Here is a 19,859-nt window from a genome sequence, read left to right on the forward strand (position 1 = left end):
GACTCAGCAGACTCACCGGTCGGCTGATGCCGGTCGCGACGCCCCCGTTCGCAAAGTCAGCCGAGCCCCGGCGCGTACCGGGAATTGCGCCGCCACAATGTCAGTAGGGCGGCCGAACCGGTAGGTGCCGGCCGTGCCGGGCAGATGTCGAAATGGCTGATGCGGCAGGTGTCCGAAGGGACGGCGGAGCCGAGATTGACGGCCGTGCCGTCACCGGCAATGCGCCAGCGCTTGCCCGCGGGAATGGCGGGCAGCGGCCAGGTGCCGGGCTCCATGAGAATCCAGCGGCCGCGCACCGTGCGGTGCCAGGCCGCCGCGCCGCCGCACCGCTTGCAGGCCGTACGGGCGCTGGGCCGGGCGGCCTTGGGGTCGGGGACGGGGGTCGCGGTCAGCGCGGCGTGCGCGATGACATCGAGGACGGTCGGCAGAGTGTCCGACAGCTTCACCGGGTCCCGGCTGGACCCGCACTCTTCTCCATGATGGCCAGAGAACATCGGCTCCCCACCAATCGGCCCGCGCCAACAGGTCTTTCCCACGGATGACTTGTCCGACTCGCTGAACGTGACAGATCTTTCCATCAATAGGCGTTGTATGCGCGTCTCTTGTGCAAAGCCCGGCTGAACGACGGAATCGCGGGAGCTCGGCTTTTGGCGGTCGCCCTCGGCGGTGGCACACTCGGGAACGGAACTTTTACTCACCTGTAGAAGTGCCGCATGGCCGTACGAGGCGAGTGGAGGGAACGACGCGCCCATGGAATCGGATACGGACGGCCCAGCGGGCACGGCAGGCGCGGCGGGCACGGCAGGCACCGCGGGCACAGCAGGCACGACAGGCGCCGCGGGCACGACTCGCCGCCGGGCCAACGGCGCGCTGGAGGGCGAGGTCCTCGCCACCCTCCAGCGGGCCGCCGCGGCGCTCACCCCGGGAGAAGTCCTGGCCCGCCTCGGCGGGGAGCTGACCTACAGCACGGTGGTCACGATCCTCTCCCGCCTCTACGGCAAAGAGGTCCTGACCCGCGCGCCGCGCGGCCGTGCGTACGCCTACGCGCCCGTGGCCGACGAACCGGGTCTGGCCGCGCTCCGCATGCGCAAGGTCCTCGACGCCCGGCCCGATCGCGAGGCCGTGCTGACCCGTTTCGTCCACGACCTGTCCCCCGTGGACGAGGAGCTGCTGCGCCAACTGCTCGGCGCCGGACCGCGCGAGGGTACGGGCCGGGCGGGCGACGCGGAATAGCGGCTCCGGCGTGCCCCTGGGACCGCTCGGCGGGGCGCCCGTGTCAGCCGTCCGTACGCCCTCGTCGCCGCCGGACCGCCAGCGCCGCGCCCGCGCCGCCGAGCACCACGACGCCCGCCGCGACGCCGATCGGCACGGCCGGGGACGACGTGCCCGTATCGGCCAGTTCCTCGGTGTCCGCGTTCTGGGTACGGGGTCCGGGGCCGGCCTTCGTCGATTCAGGCGTTACAGGTGTTACGGGCGCAACCGACGCGATCTTCCGGACGGAGGCGACCGATCCGTTCTCGTTCAGCAGCACCTGCTTGCCGTTGGGATGCTTGAAGTCGAACATGCCCTCCAGCGAGCCGGCCCGTGCGTCGAAGGACGCGTCGCCGATCGGCGCCACCCGCCAGTTCCGCTCGACGAACTTGATGACCGAGGTCTGCTCGGTCTGCGTGTGATCGACCGCGTTGACCTTGCTGTACGGGGAGATGACCAGCAGCGGCTGGCGGGTGCCCGGTCCGCAGCGGTCCGCGTAGCCGCCCGCCGGGGCGGGGCCTCGGCGGCAGGCCGGGGAGTCGACGGCCTTGCCGTTGGAGCCCTTGGCGGAGTCCTTCGAGCCGTTCAACGGCTTGGCGTACGCGTGGTCGTACCAGCCGTCGGAGTCGTCGTACGCGACCACGACCGCGGTGTCCTTCCACTGCGGCGACCGCTGGACGGCGTTGATCTGCCGCACCAGGAAGCGCTGTTCGTCGGTCGGGTCGGAGTAGCCCGCGTGCCCGTCCTGGTAGGAGGGGGCCTTGAGGAAGCTCACCGAGGGGAGGCTGCCCGCCTTGAGGGCGGCGTCGAAGTCGGTGAGGTCGTAGTTGTGGTTGGCGCGCCCGGCGTGGCCGATCTCGGCGACGGACGCGGGCGGCAGGTGGTGCGGGTTCGAGGTCGACCTGTAGTACTGGAACGGCTCGTGGTGCGGGCTGTAGTCGACGACGCGCGCGCCGCCGACGTTGGCGTGCGTGGTGCCGCCGCACGTGGCGTAGTGGCCCTGCTTCCCGTCCCACCGGGTGCTCGGCCGGAAGCCGCCCTGGAACCAGCCCCAGGAGACGTTGCGCTGGTTGAGCCGGTCGCCGATGTTGGCGCCCCGCATCTCGGCGAGGGAGTTCTTGCCGGTGTGGTCGCTGCCCGAGCAGTCGTCGTAGGCCGGGTCGGGGTCGTTGACGATCGTGCCGACGCCCTTGGCGTCCGGGGACTGCACGGCGGACGGGTCGGGCTTCGCCGTCTGCTTCGGGTGCTCGGTGGAGGACTTGGGGTCGGTCGAGACGACGCCGTGGGTCTGGCCGGAGACCAGGTTGAGCGCGCCGGGCGTGGACGGCCCGTACGCCGAGGAGAACGAGCGGTCGTTGAGCGCGTAGTGCTGCGCGTAGTTCCACAGCCCGGTGACGGTGTTCCCGTCGTAGTAGTCCATGACCAGGCCGGGCTCGCCGAAGAGGTTCCCGGAGCACTTTCCGGAGTCGGTGTTCTGCACGTACGCGTCGGCCTTGCCGCCGTCGGCCGCGTACTGCTCGGGCCCGTACGAGTGGTTCTGGTCGCAGGTCATGGCCTGCTGAGGGGTGAGCCGCTTGGGGAGGTACTGGTTGGGGTTCTTCTTGAGCAGCCCGGCGGTGCGCAGGTTGTCGACGTCCTTGGGGGTCCGCCCGGCCGGGGTGAACTTCGTCCCGTCGGTGTTGGCGGCCTTCGGGTAGGTCGCGAAGTAGTGGTCGAAGGAGATGTTCTCGTCGAAGATCACCACCAGGTGCTTGACGGGGGTCGCCGTCGTGCCGCCCGGGTGGTGGGCGGCGGGGGCGGCGGCGCAGGCGGGCGCGGCTCCCCCCAGTACGGTGAGCGCCGCGGCCCCCGCGAGGGTTCCCCAGCGCCGTGCGACCGACCTGTCCCGCCTGCCGTCTGTGCTGGCCATTCGTCTCCGCCCTCCACACTGCGTAAGTGATCACGTGGTACGGAACCGATCCTCCGCACGGCGCGCGGCGGCCCGGCCGATCCACGATGGCACGGCGGTGAACACCGGGTCAGGGAAGCGAGGCCAAACCTTGACCGGGCGTTGACCTGTTGTCCCGCTATCGGCGTCATGCGCTTCGGGCTGCCGGGCTACGGGGCCGCCGAAGCGGCGGGCGGTCTGGGTGAGGGGCTTCCGGGATGCCGGGCCGGCCGGCGGCCCGGCTATCGGGTGAGCAGCGCCCGGCCCAGCCAGTCGGAGGCGTCGCGCACGCCCGGCAGCGCGAAGAAGTAGCCGCCGCCGAACGGCGTGACGTAGTCCACCAGCGGTTCCCCCGCCAACCGCCGCTGCACCGCGGCGAACTGCCGCTCCAGATCCCGCTGGTAGCAGCAGAACAACAGCCCCATGTCGAGGTTGCCGTTGGAATCCAGGCCCCTGTCGTAGTTGTACGAGCGGCGCAGCAGCCGCTGGCCGTCGGTCGTCCGGGTGCGCGGGTTCGCCATCCGGATATGGCTGTCCAGGGGGATCACGTCGCCCTTGGGGTCCCGCTCGTACCGCGGTGCGTCGCTCTCGCGGTCACCATCCAGCGGCGCGCCCGTATCGCGGTTCCGGCCGAACATCCGCTCCTGCTCGGTGAGGGAGACGCGGTCCCAGAACTCCACCAGCATCCGGATCAGCCGGACCACCTGGTAGCTGCCGCCGAGGGCCCACTCGGGTTCGCCGGACGACTTGTCCACCCAGACGAGGCGGCTCATCTCGCGGGCGTCGGACGTCGCGGGGTTGGCGGTGCCGTCCTTGAAGCCCAGCAGGTTGCGGGGCGTTCCGGAGGGGCGCGGCGGGTTGGCGAAGCCGTCGAGGCGCCAGCGGATCTGGAGGGCGCCGCGGGTGTGCCGGGCGAGGTCGCGCAGGGCGTGCAGCACTGTGTCCCTGCTGTCGGCGCACAGCTGCACGCTCAGGTCGCCGTGGCACCAGTCCGCGTCCAGGTCGTCGTCGGGGAATGAGGGCATGGCGCCCAGGCGGCGCGGCGCCCGTCCGCGCAGCCCGAAGCGGTCGTCGAAGAGGGAGGCGCCGACGGCCACGGTCACGCTGAGGCCGCCGGGCGGCACCTGGGGGCCGAGGATGCCGGAGTCGGTGGGCGGGGCGGTGATGCCGGCGGGGCCGGGGGTGCCGCCCGAGGTGAGGAACCGGGACCGGTCCGTGAGGGTGCGCAGCAGGTCCGTCAGTTCGCGCCGGTTCTCGGCGGTGACGTCGAAGGAGACGTACGCGGTGCCGGCCCGCGGCGGGGTGAGGATGCCCGCTTGGTGCGCGCCGTGGAAGGGCGGCCGGGCGGCGGGCCGCTCGTCGACGGCGGGGCCTGGGGCCGGGTCTGGGGCGGGGGCGGGGGCGGCTTGGTCGAGGGCTGCGTGGGGAGCGGCCGCGACCAGGCCCGCACCGGCCACCGCGCCGCCGAGCCCGGCCGCCGCGCCGCGCAGGAAGCCGCGCCGCCGTACGTCCGTCATGATCTCCTCCGTACGTCCGTCATGACGTCCTCCGTACGTCGCAGAGCGCCGCGACGTTCGCGAGCCGCTCCACCAGTTCGCTCATTTCGGCGTTCACCTTCTCGCGCGGCGCACGGCCGAGCCGGTCGAGGGGGGTCCAGCGGCCGTCGTGGTCCTGGGCGTCCAGCACTCGCTGGGTACGGTCCAACTTGCCGTACAGAGAGGGCAGTTCCGGGTACCGGGTGGTGAGGACGGGGCGCAGCCGGGCGAGGACGGCCCGGGTGCCGTCGAGGTTGGCGCGGGCGGTGGCGAGGTTGCTGCCACTGCCGTAGTCGGTGCGTCCGGTCAACTCGAACTGCACGGTGTTCTCCAGGATTTCGTGGGCCCGCAGACCGAGGTCCTGCGGGTCCATCCGCGCCTGTGACCAGGCGTCGCGCAGGGCGCGCGCGTCGGCCACCAGCCGGTCGGCGAGGGGGCGCAGCCGGGCGGTGGACTCGCCGTGCCAGAGGCCGTGCTCGATGCGGTGGAAGCCGGTGAAGTCCTTGTCGCGCAGGCCGCCGGGCAGGCCGGCGGTGGTTCCGTTGATCGCCTTGTCCGCGTCGCCGAAGGCGCCGTAGGCGGCGCCCATCCGCTCGTAGACGAGGTGCGCGGACAGCCATGCCGTACGGGCCTCGGCCCGGTCCCCGCCGTCGACCGCCGAACGCAGCCGCTCCACCCCGCTCACCAGGTCGCCCGTACGGTCGCCGACCCAGCGCTGGTAGTCGAGGGTGGGCGGGATCAGGTCGTGCTGAGTGACGGGCACGGCGGCGGGCCCCGAACGGCCTTGGCCCGCGCCATGGGGGCTGCTGGGGGCGGCATTGCCGGACCCGCTGGTACCGCTGGTGCTGCTGGTTCCGCTGGCGTCTCCAGCCCCGCTGGTTCCGCTGGTGCTGCTGGTTCCGCTGGCGTCTCCGGTCCCGACTGCGTCACTGGGCTCACTGGTCTCACTGGGTTCACTGCTGCCTCCGGTCCCGGCGGTCCCGGTGATGCGCACGGTGGGGCCGGTGACGGCGTCGGCGTCGTCCGGGAGGCAGGCGAAGGCGTACGAACCGGCGCCCAGCCGCACCGGCAACCGGCGGGTGGTCCCCGGCCCCAGCCCCTCGACCTCGCCGTAGACCGCTCCGGTCCGCGGGTCCTTGAGGTACGCCTCGGCGGCGGTGTCGGAGGTGTTGTGCAGGTCGAAGACCTGGGTCCCGGGGCTCGGGTCCCGCCATCCGCGCCCGCAGTGGCCCGGCGAGATCTCGACGGCGGTGTGGCGCAGACCGTCGGCGGACGCGGTCACGGTCGGGTGCGGGCGGGGCCGGTCCAGGGCTCCGGACCCCCAGACGGCGAGGGCCACCGCCGCGGAGGCGAGCAGCCCGCCGCTCAGGGCACGGTGCTGAAGAGACATTGGGCCCAAACGTGCCACACCGAGCCTCCGATTGATCATGCGACGCCAGGGCGCCGGACGGCGCATGGCAGCCCACCGCGCGGGGCCGGTACGGGCGGGGCCGCGCGGCGGCGAGGTGGCACGGCGGCGTCCTCGTCACGGGCGAACCGGCCGCCTCGCCGGCGCGGCGGCGCGACGTACTTGTGCGCCGGGCGGAATTGGTCAGCCCGAGCCTAAGCAACGCAAGGGCCCCGAACGCCCGTCCGAGGTCCACCGCGACCAGAATTCGCCCGCACTTCACCGCCCCGTCGACCGGGCGGCCCCCGAACGGGCCCGCCCCTCCCATTCCCACCCAACCGGTTCACCGCCCGCCCATCACACGTTCAGCCACGTCCGGCGGTTGCGGGCGACTGTGTAGACGCGCTCAACGCGCTCCGGATGGAGCACCCCGCCCAGCTCGCCGAGCCGGGCCACATCCTGCTCCCGCAGCACCCATATCCCCCGTGGTGCGGAGGCCACCTCGATCCTGGCCGCCGCCACGAGCACGAGCACGGGCCGCACCTCGGGCTCGAAGCCGCAGCCGCGCGCCAGCGCGAACGCGGCGCGCGCCGCCTCGCGCCGTGCCGCACGGAGGTACGGACGCGGCTGCCGTTCCCGGCCCACGCGCACCCCGTCGTCGCTGACCCGGACCGCCGCCCGCCGGAGCAGCTGGGCCTGGACGCAGAACACTCCTCCGGGGCCGATCAGCAGGTGGTCGACGTCGGCCTCCCCCGGCATGGGTATGGAGTGCACCACCCGCCAGCCGCCGACCGTCAGCTCCTCCAGCGCGGCACCGACGAACTGCTCGCCCTCCAGGCTGCGCCGCCAGTCGTCCTCCTGCGGGTGACGGCCCAGCAGACGCGCTGCCATGAGGTGCCCGGGACCGGCACGGGACGCGTCGAGCCGCGCCCGCAGCGCCTCCCCGGGCCGGTTGGGCGCAAGATCGTCATCGGGTGCCAGGAACAACCGCTCGGGGTCGTCCCCCTTCCACGGCATGCTCCACACATCGCCCACCCGCCCATGGCAGCAGCAGCGTGCCACTCGGGACAAGCGTTTGCGTGATTTTCGGCAGAAGTGCGGGAACCAGCCCAAACGGCCATGCGTTGGACGACATGAGACCCCGCACCATCCCCCCGGCTGCGGGGTCTCACCAGGCCCGGCGCGCGGCTCACCGCTCCGCCCGATGTACGGCTCACCGCACCCCCCGGCGGCCTCCCTCTTCGCCCGACGCACGGCCCCGCCATACCACCCGGCGCACGGCTCTTCACACGGCCCGGCACATGGCTCGCCTCTCCGCCCGGCACGCGGCCTCCCACTCCACCTGGTGCACACCCCGGCCCGCCACCCGACCCGCAGTCCATCCCTCCACCCGGCGCCCGGCGCAAGCCTCCGGATACACGGCCCGGCGCACGGCTTCCCCGACCAACCGGCACGCGACCTCCCACACCACCAAGCGCACACCCCGGCCCGCCGCCCGGCGCACGGCCCGCCCCCATCGCCCGACCGGCGACCCGCCCCTCCACCCGGCGCACGATTCACACCTCTCACACGTCGCGGTACGCGCCCCGGCACCTGACTCGCCCATCCGCCCGGTGCGCGGCTCACCCCAACGCCCCCGGCGCGACCCGCCCCGCCGCCCGACCGGCAGCCCGCCCCCGCCCCCGCCCCCGCCCCCGCGCCCAGCGGAAGGGCTCCGCGTCTCAGTGCGCCACACGCGCCCCTTGGCACAGCGCCCGTCACCACCCCCCAGGCCGAAAGCTCAAATCGGCCTCTGAATCCCCCGGCCGACGGGTTGCCGACCCCGCCACGGGCACATGACCTTCGCAGACGACGGACGGACGCGCGGAGCGCGAGGGGGACCGTATGGAGCGCCTCGGAACGGGGATCGGCTGGCGGCCGGAGATCGCCGGAGCCATCGCCCGGCTGCCCGGCGTCGACTGGGTCGAGGTGGTGGCGGAGAACATCTGCCCCGGCGAGTTGCCCGACGCCCTGCGGGCGCTGCGCGAGCGCGGTACGACCGTCGTCCCGCACGGTGTCTCGCTCGGCCTCGGCGGCGCGGAGCGCCCGGCCGCCGGCCGGCTGGCCGCGCTCGCCGAGCGGGCCGGGGCGCTGGGGGCGCCGCTGGTCACGGAGCACATCGCGTTCGTACGGGCCAAGGGGCCGGGGGCCGCGGCGTCGGCGACCGGCGCGCCGGGGCTGGAGGCCGGGCATCTGCTGCCCGTACCGCGCACGCGCGACGCGCTCGACGTGTTGTGCGAGAACGTCCGGATCGCCCAGGACGCCCTGCCCGTGCCCCTGGCGCTGGAGAACATCGCCGCACTGGTCAACTGGCCGGACGAGGAGATGACAGAGGGTCAGTTCCTGGCCGAGCTGGTGGCCCGGACGGGCGTACGGCTGCTCATCGACGTCGCCAATCTTCACACCAACCACATCAACCGCGGCGAGGACCCGGCCACGGCGCTCGACGAACTCCCGCTGGAGGCCATCGCCTACGTGCATGTGGCGGGCGGCATCGAACGCGACGGCGTCTGGCACGACACCCACGCCCACCCCGTGACCGGTCCGGTCCTCGACGTCCTCGCCGAACTCCGGGCCCGCATCGCCCCACCCGGCGTCCTCCTCGAACGCGACGACAACTTCCCCACCTCGGACGGGCTCGCGGCCGAACTCGCGGAGATACGCGCGGTACTCGAAGCGCCCAACGGCCAGGCCACCCACGTACGCGCCTCCCCTCCTCGCGTGCACGCCGCCCCTCACGCGCGCGCCGCCCCCCGCGTACGCACCGCCTCGAACGGCCCCGCACCGGCGGCGGCCGCACGCCCGTACCCACCGCCACGGCCCGCGCCCGGCCCCCGACGTCAGTTCGCGGCCGGGGGCGACAGCGGCACCCGCCCCGCGCGCCGACGGCTCGCCCTGGCCCAGACCGCCCTGCTGTCCGCGCTGGTCGCCGGCGCGCCCGTACCGGCGGGCTTCGACGAGCAGCGGCTGCGGGTGCAGTCGGAGGCGCTGGCGGCGAAGCGGGCCGACGTGGTGGCGAAGGTCGCGCCGGAGCTGCCGGACCTGCTGGGCGACGGCTACCGGCCCGCGTTCCTCCGCTACGCGCGGACGCGGCCCATGACCGGCGGCTTCCGGCGCGACGCGCTCTCCTTCGCCGAGCACCTGCTGGCCTCGGACGAGCCGCGGGACCGCACGGTACGGAGGGAGTTGGACCGCTGGTGGCGTGAGCGGTCCGGACCCGAGCCGCTCCCGGCCGGCCGGGCTTCCCTGCTGGCGGCCCAGCTCACAGGCCGGTTGGCGGCCCGGCCGCGGCGGACCGTCCGCCGCGTCCCACGAGCGGACTGACCCACACCGGCACCGACGACGCCCCCACCCGTACCGGTCCCACCCGCACCTCTCTCCTCCCATAGCCAAAAAACCAGCCAACCTAGCAGCCGTCCCGTCCCGCGAGGGCGCTCTTGGCCCAGCAGTGACGCGGCACACACCTGCCCGCGAACCGGCTGTTCCGACCCCAACTCTCAGGCCGGGGCCGTGATCCGCGCCCCTCCCCCTGGGCCGGGTTCGCCGAAAAAGCCGGACGATCAACGCGAAACGCATACCGTGCGGTGCCGCACCAGGAGGCACCATGCGATCCCTCACCGGCACCGGACTGGTCGTCACCGCGCTGGCGGCGACCGTGGCCGCACTGCTCTTCCCCATCTGGTCGTACCGCGACCGCCTCGGCACCGGGGCCACCGACCTGACCGCCGGCTCCGTGACCACGCGGTACGGTCCGCTCTCCCCGCTCGACCGCGACTTCGTCGACCGGGTGCGGCTGGCGGGGCTCTGGGAGCTGCCCGCCGGGCAGCAGGCCGAGGAGCGCGGCACCACCGCCGCCGTCCGCCGCGCGGGCGAGCATCTCGTGACGGGCCACACCTCGCTCGACGACCATGTGCGCCGAGTCGCCGACCAGTTGGGCCTCGACCTGCCGAACCAGCCCAACGCCCAGCAGCGGGGGTGGCTGACGAAGCTCGGCGCTGCGCGCGGCGGCACGTACGACCGCGAGTTCGCGAACATCCTGCGGCTCGCCCACGGCAAGGTCTTCACCCTCGTCGCCCAAGTGCGGGCCACCACCCGCAACACCCTCGTGCGCGGTCTCGCCGACGACGCGAACACGACGGTCCTGGACCACATAGGGGTCCTGGAGGACACCGGCCTGATCGACTTCGACGCCATCGCCGAACAGACCCTGCGCTCCGCACCGCCGCCCACCGGCCGGCCCACGCCGGCACGGCCGCCCTCCACCCCTTCGACTTCCGACACGCCGTCCCCCTCCCCCACCTATTCCCTGCCACCAGCCGCCACCCGCCCCGAGCAGTCACCCGAGGAGAAGTGAGCCCCCATGCCCGCCACTCACCGCCGCCGTCTCGGCGCCACGCACCTCATCGTCATCGCCCTCATCGCGCTGTTCGGTTCGGCAGGCACCTTCCTCGCCGTCACCGACAACGCCTCCGCCCACCCCTCTCCCCCCGCCAACGACCAAGGCTCTCTCCCACCGACGTCACCCAGCGTGACATCCCCCACTGACAATGCCCCTCCGGACCGGAGCGGCGGCCAGACCGCGGGCCGCGAGAACCAGGGGCAGGACCAGGCCGAAGGCCGAGGTCAGGGCCAGGACCAGAGTCAGGAACAAAGTCAGGAACAGAGCCGGGATCCGGGCCGGGACCAGAGCCGGCGACAGGGGCAGGGCGCGGACCGGAGCCACCAGCACGCAGGCCCCGCCGACTCCGACTTCGTCGACATCCGCGGCGTCCGGCCCAATGTCCGGACCCCCCGTGACCAGCGCTCCGCGTCCACCGGCAGCTTCACCAGCCGGTGCGGGCGCAACGAGGACGGCCACCGCAACCCCGACAACTTCATCGTCACGCCCGGTGTCCGCAATGGCGCCCATCACCTGCACGACTACGTCGGCAACCGCTCCACCGACGCCTTCTCCACCGACGCCTCGCTGAGCGCCGCGGGCACCACGTGCGACCGCGGCGACAAGTCCACGTACTTCTGGCCCGTACTGCGCCAACTCAGCGGCGGTGCCGACACCGGCCAGGACGGCAACACCGGCCGCGTCCTGACCCCGGCCTCCGTCAGCCTCACCTTCCGCGGCAACCCGGCTGCCAAGGTGACCGCGATGCCGAAGACGCTGCGCTCGATCACCGGTGACGCGAAGGCGTTCACCAACGGCACCGCCAACGCCCGCGCGCAGTGGACCTGCACCGGCTTCACCGACCGGGTGCTGACCGACAAGTACCCGCTGTGCCCGCGCGGCAGCCAGGTCGTGCGCCAACTCGACTTCCCCAGCTGCTGGGACGGCCAGAACACCGACAGCGCCGACCACCGCACCCATCTCGCCTTCCCGGACAAGAACACGGGCCGCTGCCGGAGCGGTTCCAAGGCCGTGCCGCAGCTCCGCATGACGCTCACCTACAAGGCGCCGCAGGGGACGGACTTCGCGGTCGACAGCTTCCCGGAACAGCTTCGCAAGCCGGTCACCGACCACGCGGACTTCGCCAACTTCATGCCCGGCGCGCTGATGGACTCGGCCGTACGCTGCATCAACTCCGGCCGCCGCTGCGGCTAAACCAGGTCACCGCTGCGGCTGCCACCCCCGGCCATCGCGGCACCTGACCACTACCACCGCCGTGCCCGACCCCGGCCATCGCGGCACCTGACCACTACCGCCCGCCGCTACGCCTGACCCAGGCCATCGCTTCGGCTGATCACGGCCGCCGTCGCGGCCGGATCAAGCCATCGCCGCGGTCCACTCCGGCCACGGCATCGGCTGCCCCCAGGCACCGCCCAGTCACCACCCAGCCGCCGCCCACACAGCCCACCTCGATCGTCGCCGCGGCGGACTCCGGTCCGCCGCGGCCGACTGCCCTCCCCTCGCCGCGCCCCCTCCCACCCCTCCCCCCAGTTGAGACAACGGTCCCAATTCCTGCCCGGCCATGGCGCATTAGCCCCCTCATCGAGTAAAAAAGGCCGCCATGTGGGTTCTCTTCCTGCTTGTCGCCTGGGGCGCGGCGTTCCTCACCTGCGCCCGCCTGTGTCTCATAGCGTCCGCCGCCGCCCAGGCCCCGGGCTCCCCCACGGAGCCCGGGGCCGACGCCGGGGCCTGGCCCCTGACCCTGTACGAGGCCGCCTTCCTGGCCGGCGGGCCGCACCGGGTCACGGACCTGGCCCTCGTGTCGATGTCCCGGCAGCACCGGCTGCTGCTCGCGCACACCGGCTGGGCGACCGTCGTCGACCCCGTGGGCCACGACGACCTGGAGCGGTCGGTGATCACGGCGATCGGCCCCGAGGGGCAGTCGCGCGTTCCGGCCATACGGGCCGCGCTCACCGCCGCCGACTCGGTGCTGACCCTGGCCGAACGGCTCACCGCGGCCGGGCTGGCGGTGAGCCCGGCGGACCGTACGAACGTGTCCTCGGCGATCCGCCAGGTGCGGGGCGCGTGCGCGCTGGTGCTGTGCACCGCGGTCGCGGCGCTGCTGATCGTGCCGCCGGAGTCGAGCGCGGGGCCGGTGGCGGCCTGGTTCGCGCTGCCTCTGGTGCTGACGGCCGGCTGCCTGGCCATCGTCCGCTACGAGATCCGGCCGTACACCCATTGGGCCTCTCCGGCCGGGGCCCGCGTGCTCGGCCGGATGGACGTACCCAAGGCCGGGCACGCCGTCCGCGAGGACGGCACGGCCGGCGACCGGTCGTTCCTGACCGCGCTGGCCGTACGCGGCCGGGCGGCACTCGCCGATCCGCAGCTGCGCGCCGCCCTCGCCGAGAACCTCCGGGGCCCCCGCGACTGACCGCCCCCGCCCCTTCGGCGCTCGGCGGTTCGGGGGCATCGGCGCCGACACCGGGCCCCAGTGCTTTACTTCGCCACACACCGAGCCGAATATCCCTTTTGTCAGATAATGCGCGAAGGGATGGTCAGTGAGAGCAGCAGCCCTGTACGGCACCGTCGGATCGTTGATCCTCTCGGCACTCGCCGCCGCACCGGCCGGCGGAGCCACCGCCGCCGCGCCCCCGGACGGCATGGCCCAGGCACGCGGCGTCGCCATCGCCGCCCGGCAGGCCGCGGCGCGCGGCATCGCCTTCGGCCGCTGCGCGCCCGTCGAGAAGCTGCCCGCCGCCGTCGAGTGCGGCACGGTCTCCGTACCGCTCGACTACGCCCACCCCGACGGCCGGCACATCGACCTCACCGTCAGCCGCGCCCGTGCCGCCGGCCGCCCGGCCGAGCGCCAAGGCTCACTGATCTTCAACCCGGGCGGGCCGGGCGGCTCCGGCATGGTCTACCCGACGCTCAAGGACAGCCCGGCCTGGCGCAAGGCGGCACGGGCGTACGACTTGGTCGGGTACGCGCCGCGCGGCGTCGGCCGCTCCGCCCCGATCTCCTGCCAGGACCCGGCGGAGTTCACCAAGGCCCCCACCCAGTCCCCGCGCCACCCGTCGGACGCCTTCAAACGGCACAAGGCGGCCCAGGCCCGCGCGTACGCCCGAGGGTGCGCGCGCCGGGCCGGGAGCGCGCTGCCGCACTTCACCAGCCTCAACAACGCCCGCGACCTCGACGTGCTGCGCGCCGCGCTCGGCGACGCGAAGCTCAACTTCGTGGGGGCGTCCTACGGCACGTACTTCGGCGCCCTGTACGCGACCCTCTTCCCCGGCCATGTGCGGCGCGTCGTCTTCGACAGCGTCGTCGACCCGGACCCGCGGCAGATCTGGTACCGCAGCAACCTCGACCAGGCGTCCGCCTTCGAGGTCCGCTGGGGTGACTGGAGCCGCTGGGTGGCCGGGCACCACAGGCACTACCGGCTCGGCCGCACGCCGGAACGGGTGCGCGCCGCGTACGAGACGGTCCACGAGCGGCTGGCCCGCGAACCGGCGGGCGGCAGGGTCGGCCCGGACCAGCTCCAGGCCGCCTTCCTCAACGTCGGCTACAGCGACACGTTCTGGGCTCCGAGGGCCCATGCCCTCGCCGAATACCTCCGCGGCAACCCGAAGCCGCTCATCGCCGCCGCCGCGCCCGACCCGGCGACCGCCCAGGCCGACGAGAACGAGAACGCCGTCTACACGGCCGTCGAGTGCAACGACGCGAGCTGGCCGCGCGATTGGCGCGTCTGGGACCGGGACAACACCCGGCTCGCGCGCAGCGCGCCCTTCGAGACGTGGGACAACGCGTGGATGAACCTGCCGTGCGCGTACTGGCCGGCCCATCAGCAGCGCGCCGTGGACATCAGGGTGAAGGGCGGCGGCGCGCTGCCGCCGACACTGCTGCTCGCCGCCGAACGGGACGCGGCGACGCCCTACCCGGGGGCGCTGGAACTCCAGCGCCGACTGCCCGGCTCGGCGCTGGTCACCGAGCGGGCGGCGGGCACCCACGGCATCGGCGGCGGTCCGAACCAGTGCGTCAACCGCCACCTGGAGACCTATCTGCTCACCGGAAAGACCCCGGCGCGGCGCGTGTACTGCGCGCCGCGCCCGGAGCCGGCGCCCGTTCCCTGAGGACGGACGTTCCCTGAGGACGGACGTTCCCTGAGGGCTCCCGTTCCCTGAGGGCGGACGGTCAGGCCAGACCGGCGACCAGCTCGGCCACCGGCTTGCGGCGGCCGGTGTAGAAGGGCACCTCTTCGCGCACGTGCATACGGGCCTCCGACGCGCGCAGGTGGCGCATCAGGTCGACGATGCGGTGCAGCTCGTCGGCCTCGAAGGCGAGCATCCACTCGTAGTCGCCGAGGGTGAACGCCGGGACGGTGTTGGCGCGGACGTCCGGGAAGCCGCGGGCCATCTTGCCGTGGTCCGCGAGCATGCGGCGACGGTCCTCGTCGGGCAGCAGGTACCAGTCATAGCTGCGCACGAAGGGGTACACGCTGACGTACGCGCGGGCCTCCTCGTCGGCGAGGAACGCCGGGATGTGCGACTTGTTGAACTCCGCGGGGCGGTGCAGCGCCATGTTCGACCACACCGGCTCCAAGGCGCGCCCGAGCTTCGTGCGGCGGAAGAGGTTGTACGCCTCCTGGAGGGCGTCCGAGGTCTCCGAGTGCCACCAGATCATGATGTCCGCGTCGGCCCGCAGCCCGGACACGTCGTACGTGCCGCGCACGGTGACGTCCTCGGCGGCGAGCTGTGCGAACAGCTCGTCCACCTCGTCCGCGTAGCCGGTGCGGTCCTCGGGCAGGACGTCACGCAGCTTGAAAACCGACCACAGGGTGTAGCGGATGACCTCGTTGAGGTCCTTGGCCTTCTTGCCGGCGTTCGGAGTCTTGTCAGGTTCAGCAGTCATGTCCCTATTCTCGCTCGCCGCCCTGGACGCCGGTCGGCAGGGTGGCGAGCAGTTCGTCGGCGGCCCGGTGGGCGCTGGAGACGCAGGCCGGAATGCCCACTCCGTCGTAGACCGCGCCGCAGACCCGCAGGCCGGGGAGGGCCGCGACGTGTTCGCGTACGCGCGCCACGCGGCCGAGATGACCGACCGGGTACTGCGGCAGCCCGCCGTCCCACCGGGTGACGCGGCTCTCCAAGGGGGCGGCCGAGAGGCCCACCGCCTCGCCGAGGTCCGCGAGCGACATCCCTACCAGTTCGGAATCCTCACGCTTCAGATCCTCCTCGTCCTCAAACCGCCCGATCGAGGTACGCAGCACGAAGACGTCCGGGTCCGCGTCTGCGATCCAGCCCCACTTGCGGCTCGCGAAGGTGGACGCCTTGATCTTGTGCCCGTCGACGGGCGGCACCAGGAAGCCGCTGCCGTCGGGCAGCACGTCCGTGTCGGAGCGGCGAAAGGCCATGGTGACCAGCGCCATGGAGGCGTATTCGACGGCGGCGAGTTCCGCGGCGGCGGCCGGGGACGCGTCGGCGAGCAGCGCGGACGCGGCGGGCGCGGGGGTGGCGAGCACGACGGCGTCGGCCTCCAGCACGCTGTCGCCGGTGACGGCCGTCCAGCCCGTGGCGGTGCGGGTGAGCCGGCTCACGGGAGCGTCGGTGCGGATGTCCGCGCCCTGGGCCCGTACCGTCTCGGCGACGGCCAGGGGCAGCCGTCCGATGCCGCCGTCGATGCCCATGAAGACCGGGCCCGGGGCCCCGTCCGGCTGCTTGGCGGCGGCGCGCGCCTGGATGTCCCGTACGCCCTCGGTCAGGGAGCGGTGGGTGCGGGCGGCCTCGAAGAGCTGGGGGACCGCCGCGCGCATGGAGATCTGATAGGCGTCGCCCGCGTACACGCCGCCCAGCAGCGGCTCGACGAGGCGGTCCACGACCTCGCGGCCGAGCCGTCGCGCCACGTACTCCCCGACCGCGACGTCCTCGCCGACCTCCATGCGGGGCAGCTCGCCGTCCTCGGCGATGCGCGCGAGCCCCTCGTCCGAGATGACGCCGGACGCGGCGAGCGGCGCGAGGTCGCCGGGCACGCCCATGACGTGCCCCTTGGGCATGGGCCGCAGGCCGCCGCGGGTCCACAGGGCGGCGCTCGCCGTGGCCGGCGGCTGGAGCCGGTCGCCCAGCCCGGCCGCGCGGGCCAGCTCGACCCCTTCAGGCCGCCGCGCGAGCATCGATTCGGCGCCGAGGTCCACGGGGACGCCCGCGATCTCGCCCGCGTGCAGCTTCCCGCCGAGCCGGCCGGAGGCTTCGAGCACGGTCACCCGCGCACCGCCCACCAGGAGCCGGTGGGCTGCCGCCAGCCCGGAGATGCCGCCGCCGATGACGATCACGTGGCCCTTGGGCGTGTGCGCTGTGCTCATGGCCCCACTCTCTCAAACGGCCTTCGCGCCCCCGGAACGAGTCCCGGCCACCACCGCGTCCGGATGTTTCCGGGCCGTCCCACGGCGAAAGGGGCGGGGGCCGCCGACAAGCGGAACCCCCGCCCCTTTCGCCGTGGGACAAGTCGCCCCGCCCCTGGACCGCGGGCCGGGCTGCTGACGGATGGCCGAGGAATGGCCGGCGAATGGCTGTGGGCTACTTCTTGAAGCCGTAGTCCATGAGCTTCTTCGCGTCCGCCGTGCGGTTGGCCACGGAGGAGGAGGTGAGGACGGTGCCGATGACCGTCTTGCCGCCCCGGGTGGCGGCGAAGACCAGGCAGTACTTGGCCTCCGGGCCGGAGCCGGTCTTGACGCCGATGGTGCCCGAGTAGCCGCCGAGCAGGTTGTTGGTGTTGGACCACGACATGTAGCGGTAGCCGCCGTTGGCCATGGTGACCTTCTGCTTGGTCGCCTTCGTCTTCACGACCGTACGGAAGGTGGAGTACTTCATCGCGTTGGAGGCGAGCTTCGTCAGGTCGCGCGGCGTCGAGTAGTTGGCGCCGCCGCCGATGCCGTCGAACGAGTCGAAGTGCGTGTTCTTCAGCCCGAGGCTCTTCGCGGTGGCGTTCATCTTGCCGATGAACGACTTCACGCGCGCGGGTCGGGTGGACCCGCTGCCGAACTTGTCGGCGAGCGCGTACGCCGCGTCGCAGCCGGACGGGAGCATCAGCCCGTACAGCAGCTGCCCGACGGTGACCTTGTCGCCGACGATCAGACGGGCCGACGAGGCGTTCTTCGAGACGATGTAGTCGCTGTACGCCTTGTCGACCCTGACCTTGGCATTCAGGTTGAGGTTCTTCTGCCCGAGCACCACCCGGGCCGTCATGATCTTGGTAGTCGAGCCGGTGGAACGGCGGGTGTCCGCGGCTTTGCCGAAGAGCGCCTTCCCGTTGCCGTTGTTCATCACGAAGCCGCCCTTGGCGACGATCGTGGGTGTGGCGGTTCTGGTAGCGGCCTGCGCGGGAGCGGCGAGCGCCCCGGTAGCGGCCACGGCCCCCGCGGTGACGGCCACGGCCGACACGCGACGCAGATTCTTCATGCCGATCATCAAGGTGAACACTCCAAATGCCCCTGACCTACAGTCATATGAGGGTACTGCCGTCTCGTAGGGCCTACGCGCGGGGATATAACTCCCGGTGCGCTCCGCACGCTTCCCGGTGCGGCCTTCACGCTCCCCGGCGCCCTCCTCACACTTCCCGGCCCGGCCCGCGCGGCTGCACTTTACGCCGTAGACGCGACCGGACGGCACGCTGGGTGACGGGCCCGAGCTCCTCCAGAGCCCCGGCCAGGGCGGCAATTTGCTCCAGCGCGCCCAGGGCGCGCTCCGCGCCGTCGGCATCCACGCCCTCGTACAGCTCCAGGCCCACGAAGGAGGCGGCGACGGCCCGTGCCAGCCCAGGCGCGTCGACGAACTCCGCCAGCGGGGTGCCCGCCAGCACCCGGCCCAGCACCTGCTCGATCTCCGTGATCCACAGGCCGAGCCCGGCCGCGGTGGCGGGCGCGAGGCGCTCGTGGGTCTGGGCGCCGGCCAGCAACTGGGCAAGGACGGCGACATGGCCGCCGGCGCGCTCCTCGGCGTGCAGCTCGCGGGCCAGTTCCAGAAGGCCGCCGAGCGTGGCGACCTCGGCGAGGCGGTCGCGGTAGAGGTCAACGCGCTGCTGCGCGCCGTGGCGGCAGGCGGCGGCGAGAAGTTCGTCGACAGTGCCGAAGTGGTAGAAGACGAGGGCCTGGTTGACGCCCGCCGCGGCGGCGACGGAGCGCGCGGACGTCTTGGCGATGCCCTGCTCGGTGAGGGTCCTCAGCGCCCCGTCGAGCAGCTTGACGCGGGTGTCCTGGCTCATGCGCGAGGCTCTTCCCGAGCGGGGCTCATGCGCGAGCCTCTTGCTGTGCGGGGCTCATGCGCGGGCCTCTTCCCGTACGGGCCGCAGCCCGGCCGGCACGCCGTGCTCGGCGGTGCTCACGTACTCGGCGGTGAAGGAACCGCGGTAGCCGAAGAGCGGCCCGAAGCGCCGGTTGACCACGCTGACCTGGACACGGAAGCACTCCGCGGCCTCGTCGTAGAACTCGCGGAGCGTCGCGTCGCCGCCGATACTCTCGGGCACACGGGCGTCGACGCGTCCTTCGCGGAAGCGCAGCGCGCCGGAACGTACGACCAGCGCCCCTGTGCGGTCGGCCGTGAAATACAGGTCGGTGGCGAGGTGCTGGTGGCTGCCCAGGTAGTCGACGATGGTGCCGCGCTGCGGGCTGAAGATCATCGTGGCGTCGAAGCGGTGCTCCCGGCCCGGGAAGCGGAAGGTGCGTACGAACGTCACCGTCTCGCGGCCGTAGGAGTCGAGGTACGGGAAGTTCTCGATGGTGAAGGGGATGTTCCGGCCCGCCCGCGGTACGAGGACGTTCCGGCTGCCGCCGAGCGCGAGGAAGGGCCGCACGAAGCCGCGTCCGTGCCGGACCTCCTCCATCACGCCCCGCCCGACGCACGCCTCGCCGCTGTCCAGCCCGACGGAGAAGCGGCGCTGGAGGCGGGGGTGCAGCCGGTCGAAGTCGGCGCCGAGGGCGCGTTGGAAGATCGAGGTCACGAGGGCCGCTCCAGGCGTTCGAGGGCACGGGGGCGGCATCCGACTCCCGGCCCCACCGCTCAGATTTGAGCGACCGCTCAAACCTAGAAGGTTTTGAGTGGTCGCTCAAGTCGCCTCCGCCGCACGGCCGTAGAGCCACCGGCGCCATTGACAGCTCTCCGTGCGAGGCCGAGACTCGGCACGAGCCGATCATGAACAAAGATTCACTGGGCGAACACCGAACTGGGCGCATCCCGGGCTGAGCCACCCCCGGACCGAGCCACCGCCAGCCCGAGCCAACACCGGACCGAGCCAACCCCAGCCCGAGCCACCGCCGAACCGAGCCAACACCGACCGCGCCGCGCCGCCCACCCCAGGCCG

The 19,859-nt window shown here is 72.9% G+C and carries 16 protein-coding genes; 6 read left to right on the top strand and 10 right to left on the bottom strand.

Annotation, left to right across the window (positions count from 1 at the left end; translation table 11 throughout):
* Window positions 1-56: 56 nt before the first annotated feature.
* The gene (locus AC07AB_RS26515) at window positions 57-446 is read right to left on the bottom strand and encodes a DUF6083 domain-containing protein (protein ID WP_478571450.1); all 390 of its coding nucleotides are present in this window, start codon (window positions 444-446) and stop codon (window positions 57-59) included.
* A 304-nt stretch (window positions 447-750) separates the two neighbouring features.
* On the opposite strand from AC07AB_RS26515, the gene AC07AB_RS26520 reads away from it, so the two are divergent.
* Entirely contained in the window at window positions 751-1,233 is a 483-nt protein-coding gene (locus AC07AB_RS26520; protein ID WP_478571453.1) for a BlaI/MecI/CopY family transcriptional regulator, read from the top strand.
* 43 nt (window positions 1,234-1,276) lie between these two features.
* Here the strand turns inward: AC07AB_RS26520 and AC07AB_RS26525 are convergent, their stop codons facing one another.
* The 4 genes from AC07AB_RS26525 to AC07AB_RS26540 form a co-directional block, all read right to left on the bottom strand.
* Window positions 1,277-3,160, bottom strand: a complete 1,884-nt coding sequence (locus tag AC07AB_RS26525; RefSeq protein ID WP_478571455.1) for a phospholipase C — start codon at window positions 3,158-3,160, stop codon at window positions 1,277-1,279.
* Window positions 3,161-3,420: 260 nt separating this feature from the next.
* Window positions 3,421-4,695, bottom strand: a complete 1,275-nt coding sequence (gene efeB / locus AC07AB_RS26530) for an iron uptake transporter deferrochelatase/peroxidase subunit (protein ID WP_478571457.1) — start codon at window positions 4,693-4,695, stop codon at window positions 3,421-3,423.
* Between the two features lie 19 nt (window positions 4,696-4,714).
* Entirely contained in the window at window positions 4,715-6,103 is a 1,389-nt protein-coding gene (locus AC07AB_RS26535; protein ID WP_478571459.1) for an EfeM/EfeO family lipoprotein, read from the bottom strand.
* 354 nt (window positions 6,104-6,457) lie between these two features.
* Entirely contained in the window at window positions 6,458-7,117 is a 660-nt protein-coding gene (locus AC07AB_RS26540) for a nuclease-related domain-containing protein (RefSeq protein WP_478571461.1), read from the bottom strand.
* Between the two features lie 867 nt (window positions 7,118-7,984).
* Between AC07AB_RS26540 and AC07AB_RS26545 the strand changes: the two genes are divergently transcribed.
* The 5 genes from AC07AB_RS26545 (at window position 7,985) to AC07AB_RS26565 (ending at window position 14,644) form a co-directional block, all read left to right on the top strand.
* Complete coding sequence (locus AC07AB_RS26545; protein ID WP_478571464.1) at window positions 7,985-9,463, top strand: MbnB/TglH/ChrH family RiPP precursor modification enzyme; 1,479 nt, start codon at window positions 7,985-7,987, stop codon at window positions 9,461-9,463.
* A 280-nt stretch (window positions 9,464-9,743) separates the two neighbouring features.
* Window positions 9,744-10,493 carry a DUF4142 domain-containing protein gene (locus AC07AB_RS26550; protein WP_478571466.1) on the top strand — a complete coding sequence of 250 codons (750 nt, stop codon included), beginning with the start codon at window positions 9,744-9,746 and terminating at the stop codon, window positions 10,491-10,493.
* A 6-nt stretch (window positions 10,494-10,499) separates the two neighbouring features.
* A complete protein-coding gene (locus AC07AB_RS26555; protein ID WP_478571469.1) occupies window positions 10,500-11,732 on the top strand; it encodes a DUF1996 domain-containing protein in 1,233 nt (410 codons plus the stop codon).
* A gap of 406 nt (window positions 11,733-12,138) precedes the next feature.
* Entirely contained in the window at window positions 12,139-12,948 is an 810-nt protein-coding gene (locus AC07AB_RS26560) for a TIGR04222 domain-containing membrane protein (protein ID WP_478571471.1), read from the top strand.
* A 127-nt stretch (window positions 12,949-13,075) separates the two neighbouring features.
* Entirely contained in the window at window positions 13,076-14,644 is a 1,569-nt protein-coding gene (locus AC07AB_RS26565; protein WP_478571473.1) for an alpha/beta hydrolase, read from the top strand.
* Window positions 14,645-14,705: 61 nt separating this feature from the next.
* On the opposite strand, the gene hemQ is transcribed toward AC07AB_RS26565, so the two are convergent.
* The 5 genes from hemQ to AC07AB_RS26590 form a co-directional block, all read right to left on the bottom strand.
* Window positions 14,706-15,422 carry a hydrogen peroxide-dependent heme synthase gene (gene hemQ / locus AC07AB_RS26570; protein WP_478571475.1) on the bottom strand — a complete coding sequence of 239 codons (717 nt, stop codon included), beginning with the start codon at window positions 15,420-15,422 and terminating at the stop codon, window positions 14,706-14,708.
* 4 nt (window positions 15,423-15,426) lie between these two features.
* Window positions 15,427-16,866: a protoporphyrinogen oxidase gene (gene hemG / locus AC07AB_RS26575; protein ID WP_478571478.1), complete on the bottom strand. Its 1,440-nt coding sequence runs from the start codon at window positions 16,864-16,866 to the stop codon at window positions 15,427-15,429.
* Between the two features lie 214 nt (window positions 16,867-17,080).
* Window positions 17,081-17,971 carry a D-alanyl-D-alanine carboxypeptidase family protein gene (locus AC07AB_RS26580; protein WP_478571616.1) on the bottom strand — a complete coding sequence of 297 codons (891 nt, stop codon included), beginning with the start codon at window positions 17,969-17,971 and terminating at the stop codon, window positions 17,081-17,083.
* Window positions 17,972-18,110: 139 nt separating this feature from the next.
* Window positions 18,111-18,764: a TetR/AcrR family transcriptional regulator gene (locus tag AC07AB_RS26585; protein ID WP_478571481.1), complete on the bottom strand. Its 654-nt coding sequence runs from the start codon at window positions 18,762-18,764 to the stop codon at window positions 18,111-18,113.
* 54 nt (window positions 18,765-18,818) lie between these two features.
* Complete coding sequence (locus AC07AB_RS26590) at window positions 18,819-19,499, bottom strand: DUF4166 domain-containing protein (RefSeq protein WP_478571484.1); 681 nt, start codon at window positions 19,497-19,499, stop codon at window positions 18,819-18,821.
* Window positions 19,500-19,859 lie beyond the last annotated feature (360 nt).

Source organism: Streptomyces sp. NPDC044033 (assembly GCF_056434425.1).

Coding starts and splice junctions, on each gene's coding strand:
- AC07AB_RS26525 (WP_478571455.1), bottom strand. CDS start 3,160: ATGGCCAGCACAGACGGCAGGCGGGACAGGTCGGTCGCACGGCGCTGG.
- AC07AB_RS26580 (WP_478571616.1), bottom strand. CDS start 17,971: ATGATCGGCATGAAGAATCTGCGTCGCGTGTCGGCCGTGGCCGTCACC.
- hemQ (WP_478571475.1), bottom strand. CDS start 15,422: ATGACTGCTGAACCTGACAAGACTCCGAACGCCGGCAAGAAGGCCAAG.
- hemG (WP_478571478.1), bottom strand. CDS start 16,866: ATGAGCACAGCGCACACGCCCAAGGGCCACGTGATCGTCATCGGCGGC.
- AC07AB_RS26555 (WP_478571469.1), top strand. CDS start 10,500: ATGCCCGCCACTCACCGCCGCCGTCTCGGCGCCACGCACCTCATCGTC.
- AC07AB_RS26540 (WP_478571461.1), bottom strand. CDS start 7,117: ATGCCGTGGAAGGGGGACGACCCCGAGCGGTTGTTCCTGGCACCCGAT.
- AC07AB_RS26535 (WP_478571459.1), bottom strand. CDS start 6,103: ATGTCTCTTCAGCACCGTGCCCTGAGCGGCGGGCTGCTCGCCTCCGCG.
- AC07AB_RS26585 (WP_478571481.1), bottom strand. CDS start 18,764: ATGAGCCAGGACACCCGCGTCAAGCTGCTCGACGGGGCGCTGAGGACC.
- AC07AB_RS26545 (WP_478571464.1), top strand. CDS start 7,985: ATGGAGCGCCTCGGAACGGGGATCGGCTGGCGGCCGGAGATCGCCGGA.
- AC07AB_RS26520 (WP_478571453.1), top strand. CDS start 751: ATGGAATCGGATACGGACGGCCCAGCGGGCACGGCAGGCGCGGCGGGC.
- AC07AB_RS26550 (WP_478571466.1), top strand. CDS start 9,744: ATGCGATCCCTCACCGGCACCGGACTGGTCGTCACCGCGCTGGCGGCG.
- efeB (WP_478571457.1), bottom strand. CDS start 4,695: ATGACGGACGTACGGCGGCGCGGCTTCCTGCGCGGCGCGGCGGCCGGG.
- AC07AB_RS26560 (WP_478571471.1), top strand. CDS start 12,139: ATGTGGGTTCTCTTCCTGCTTGTCGCCTGGGGCGCGGCGTTCCTCACC.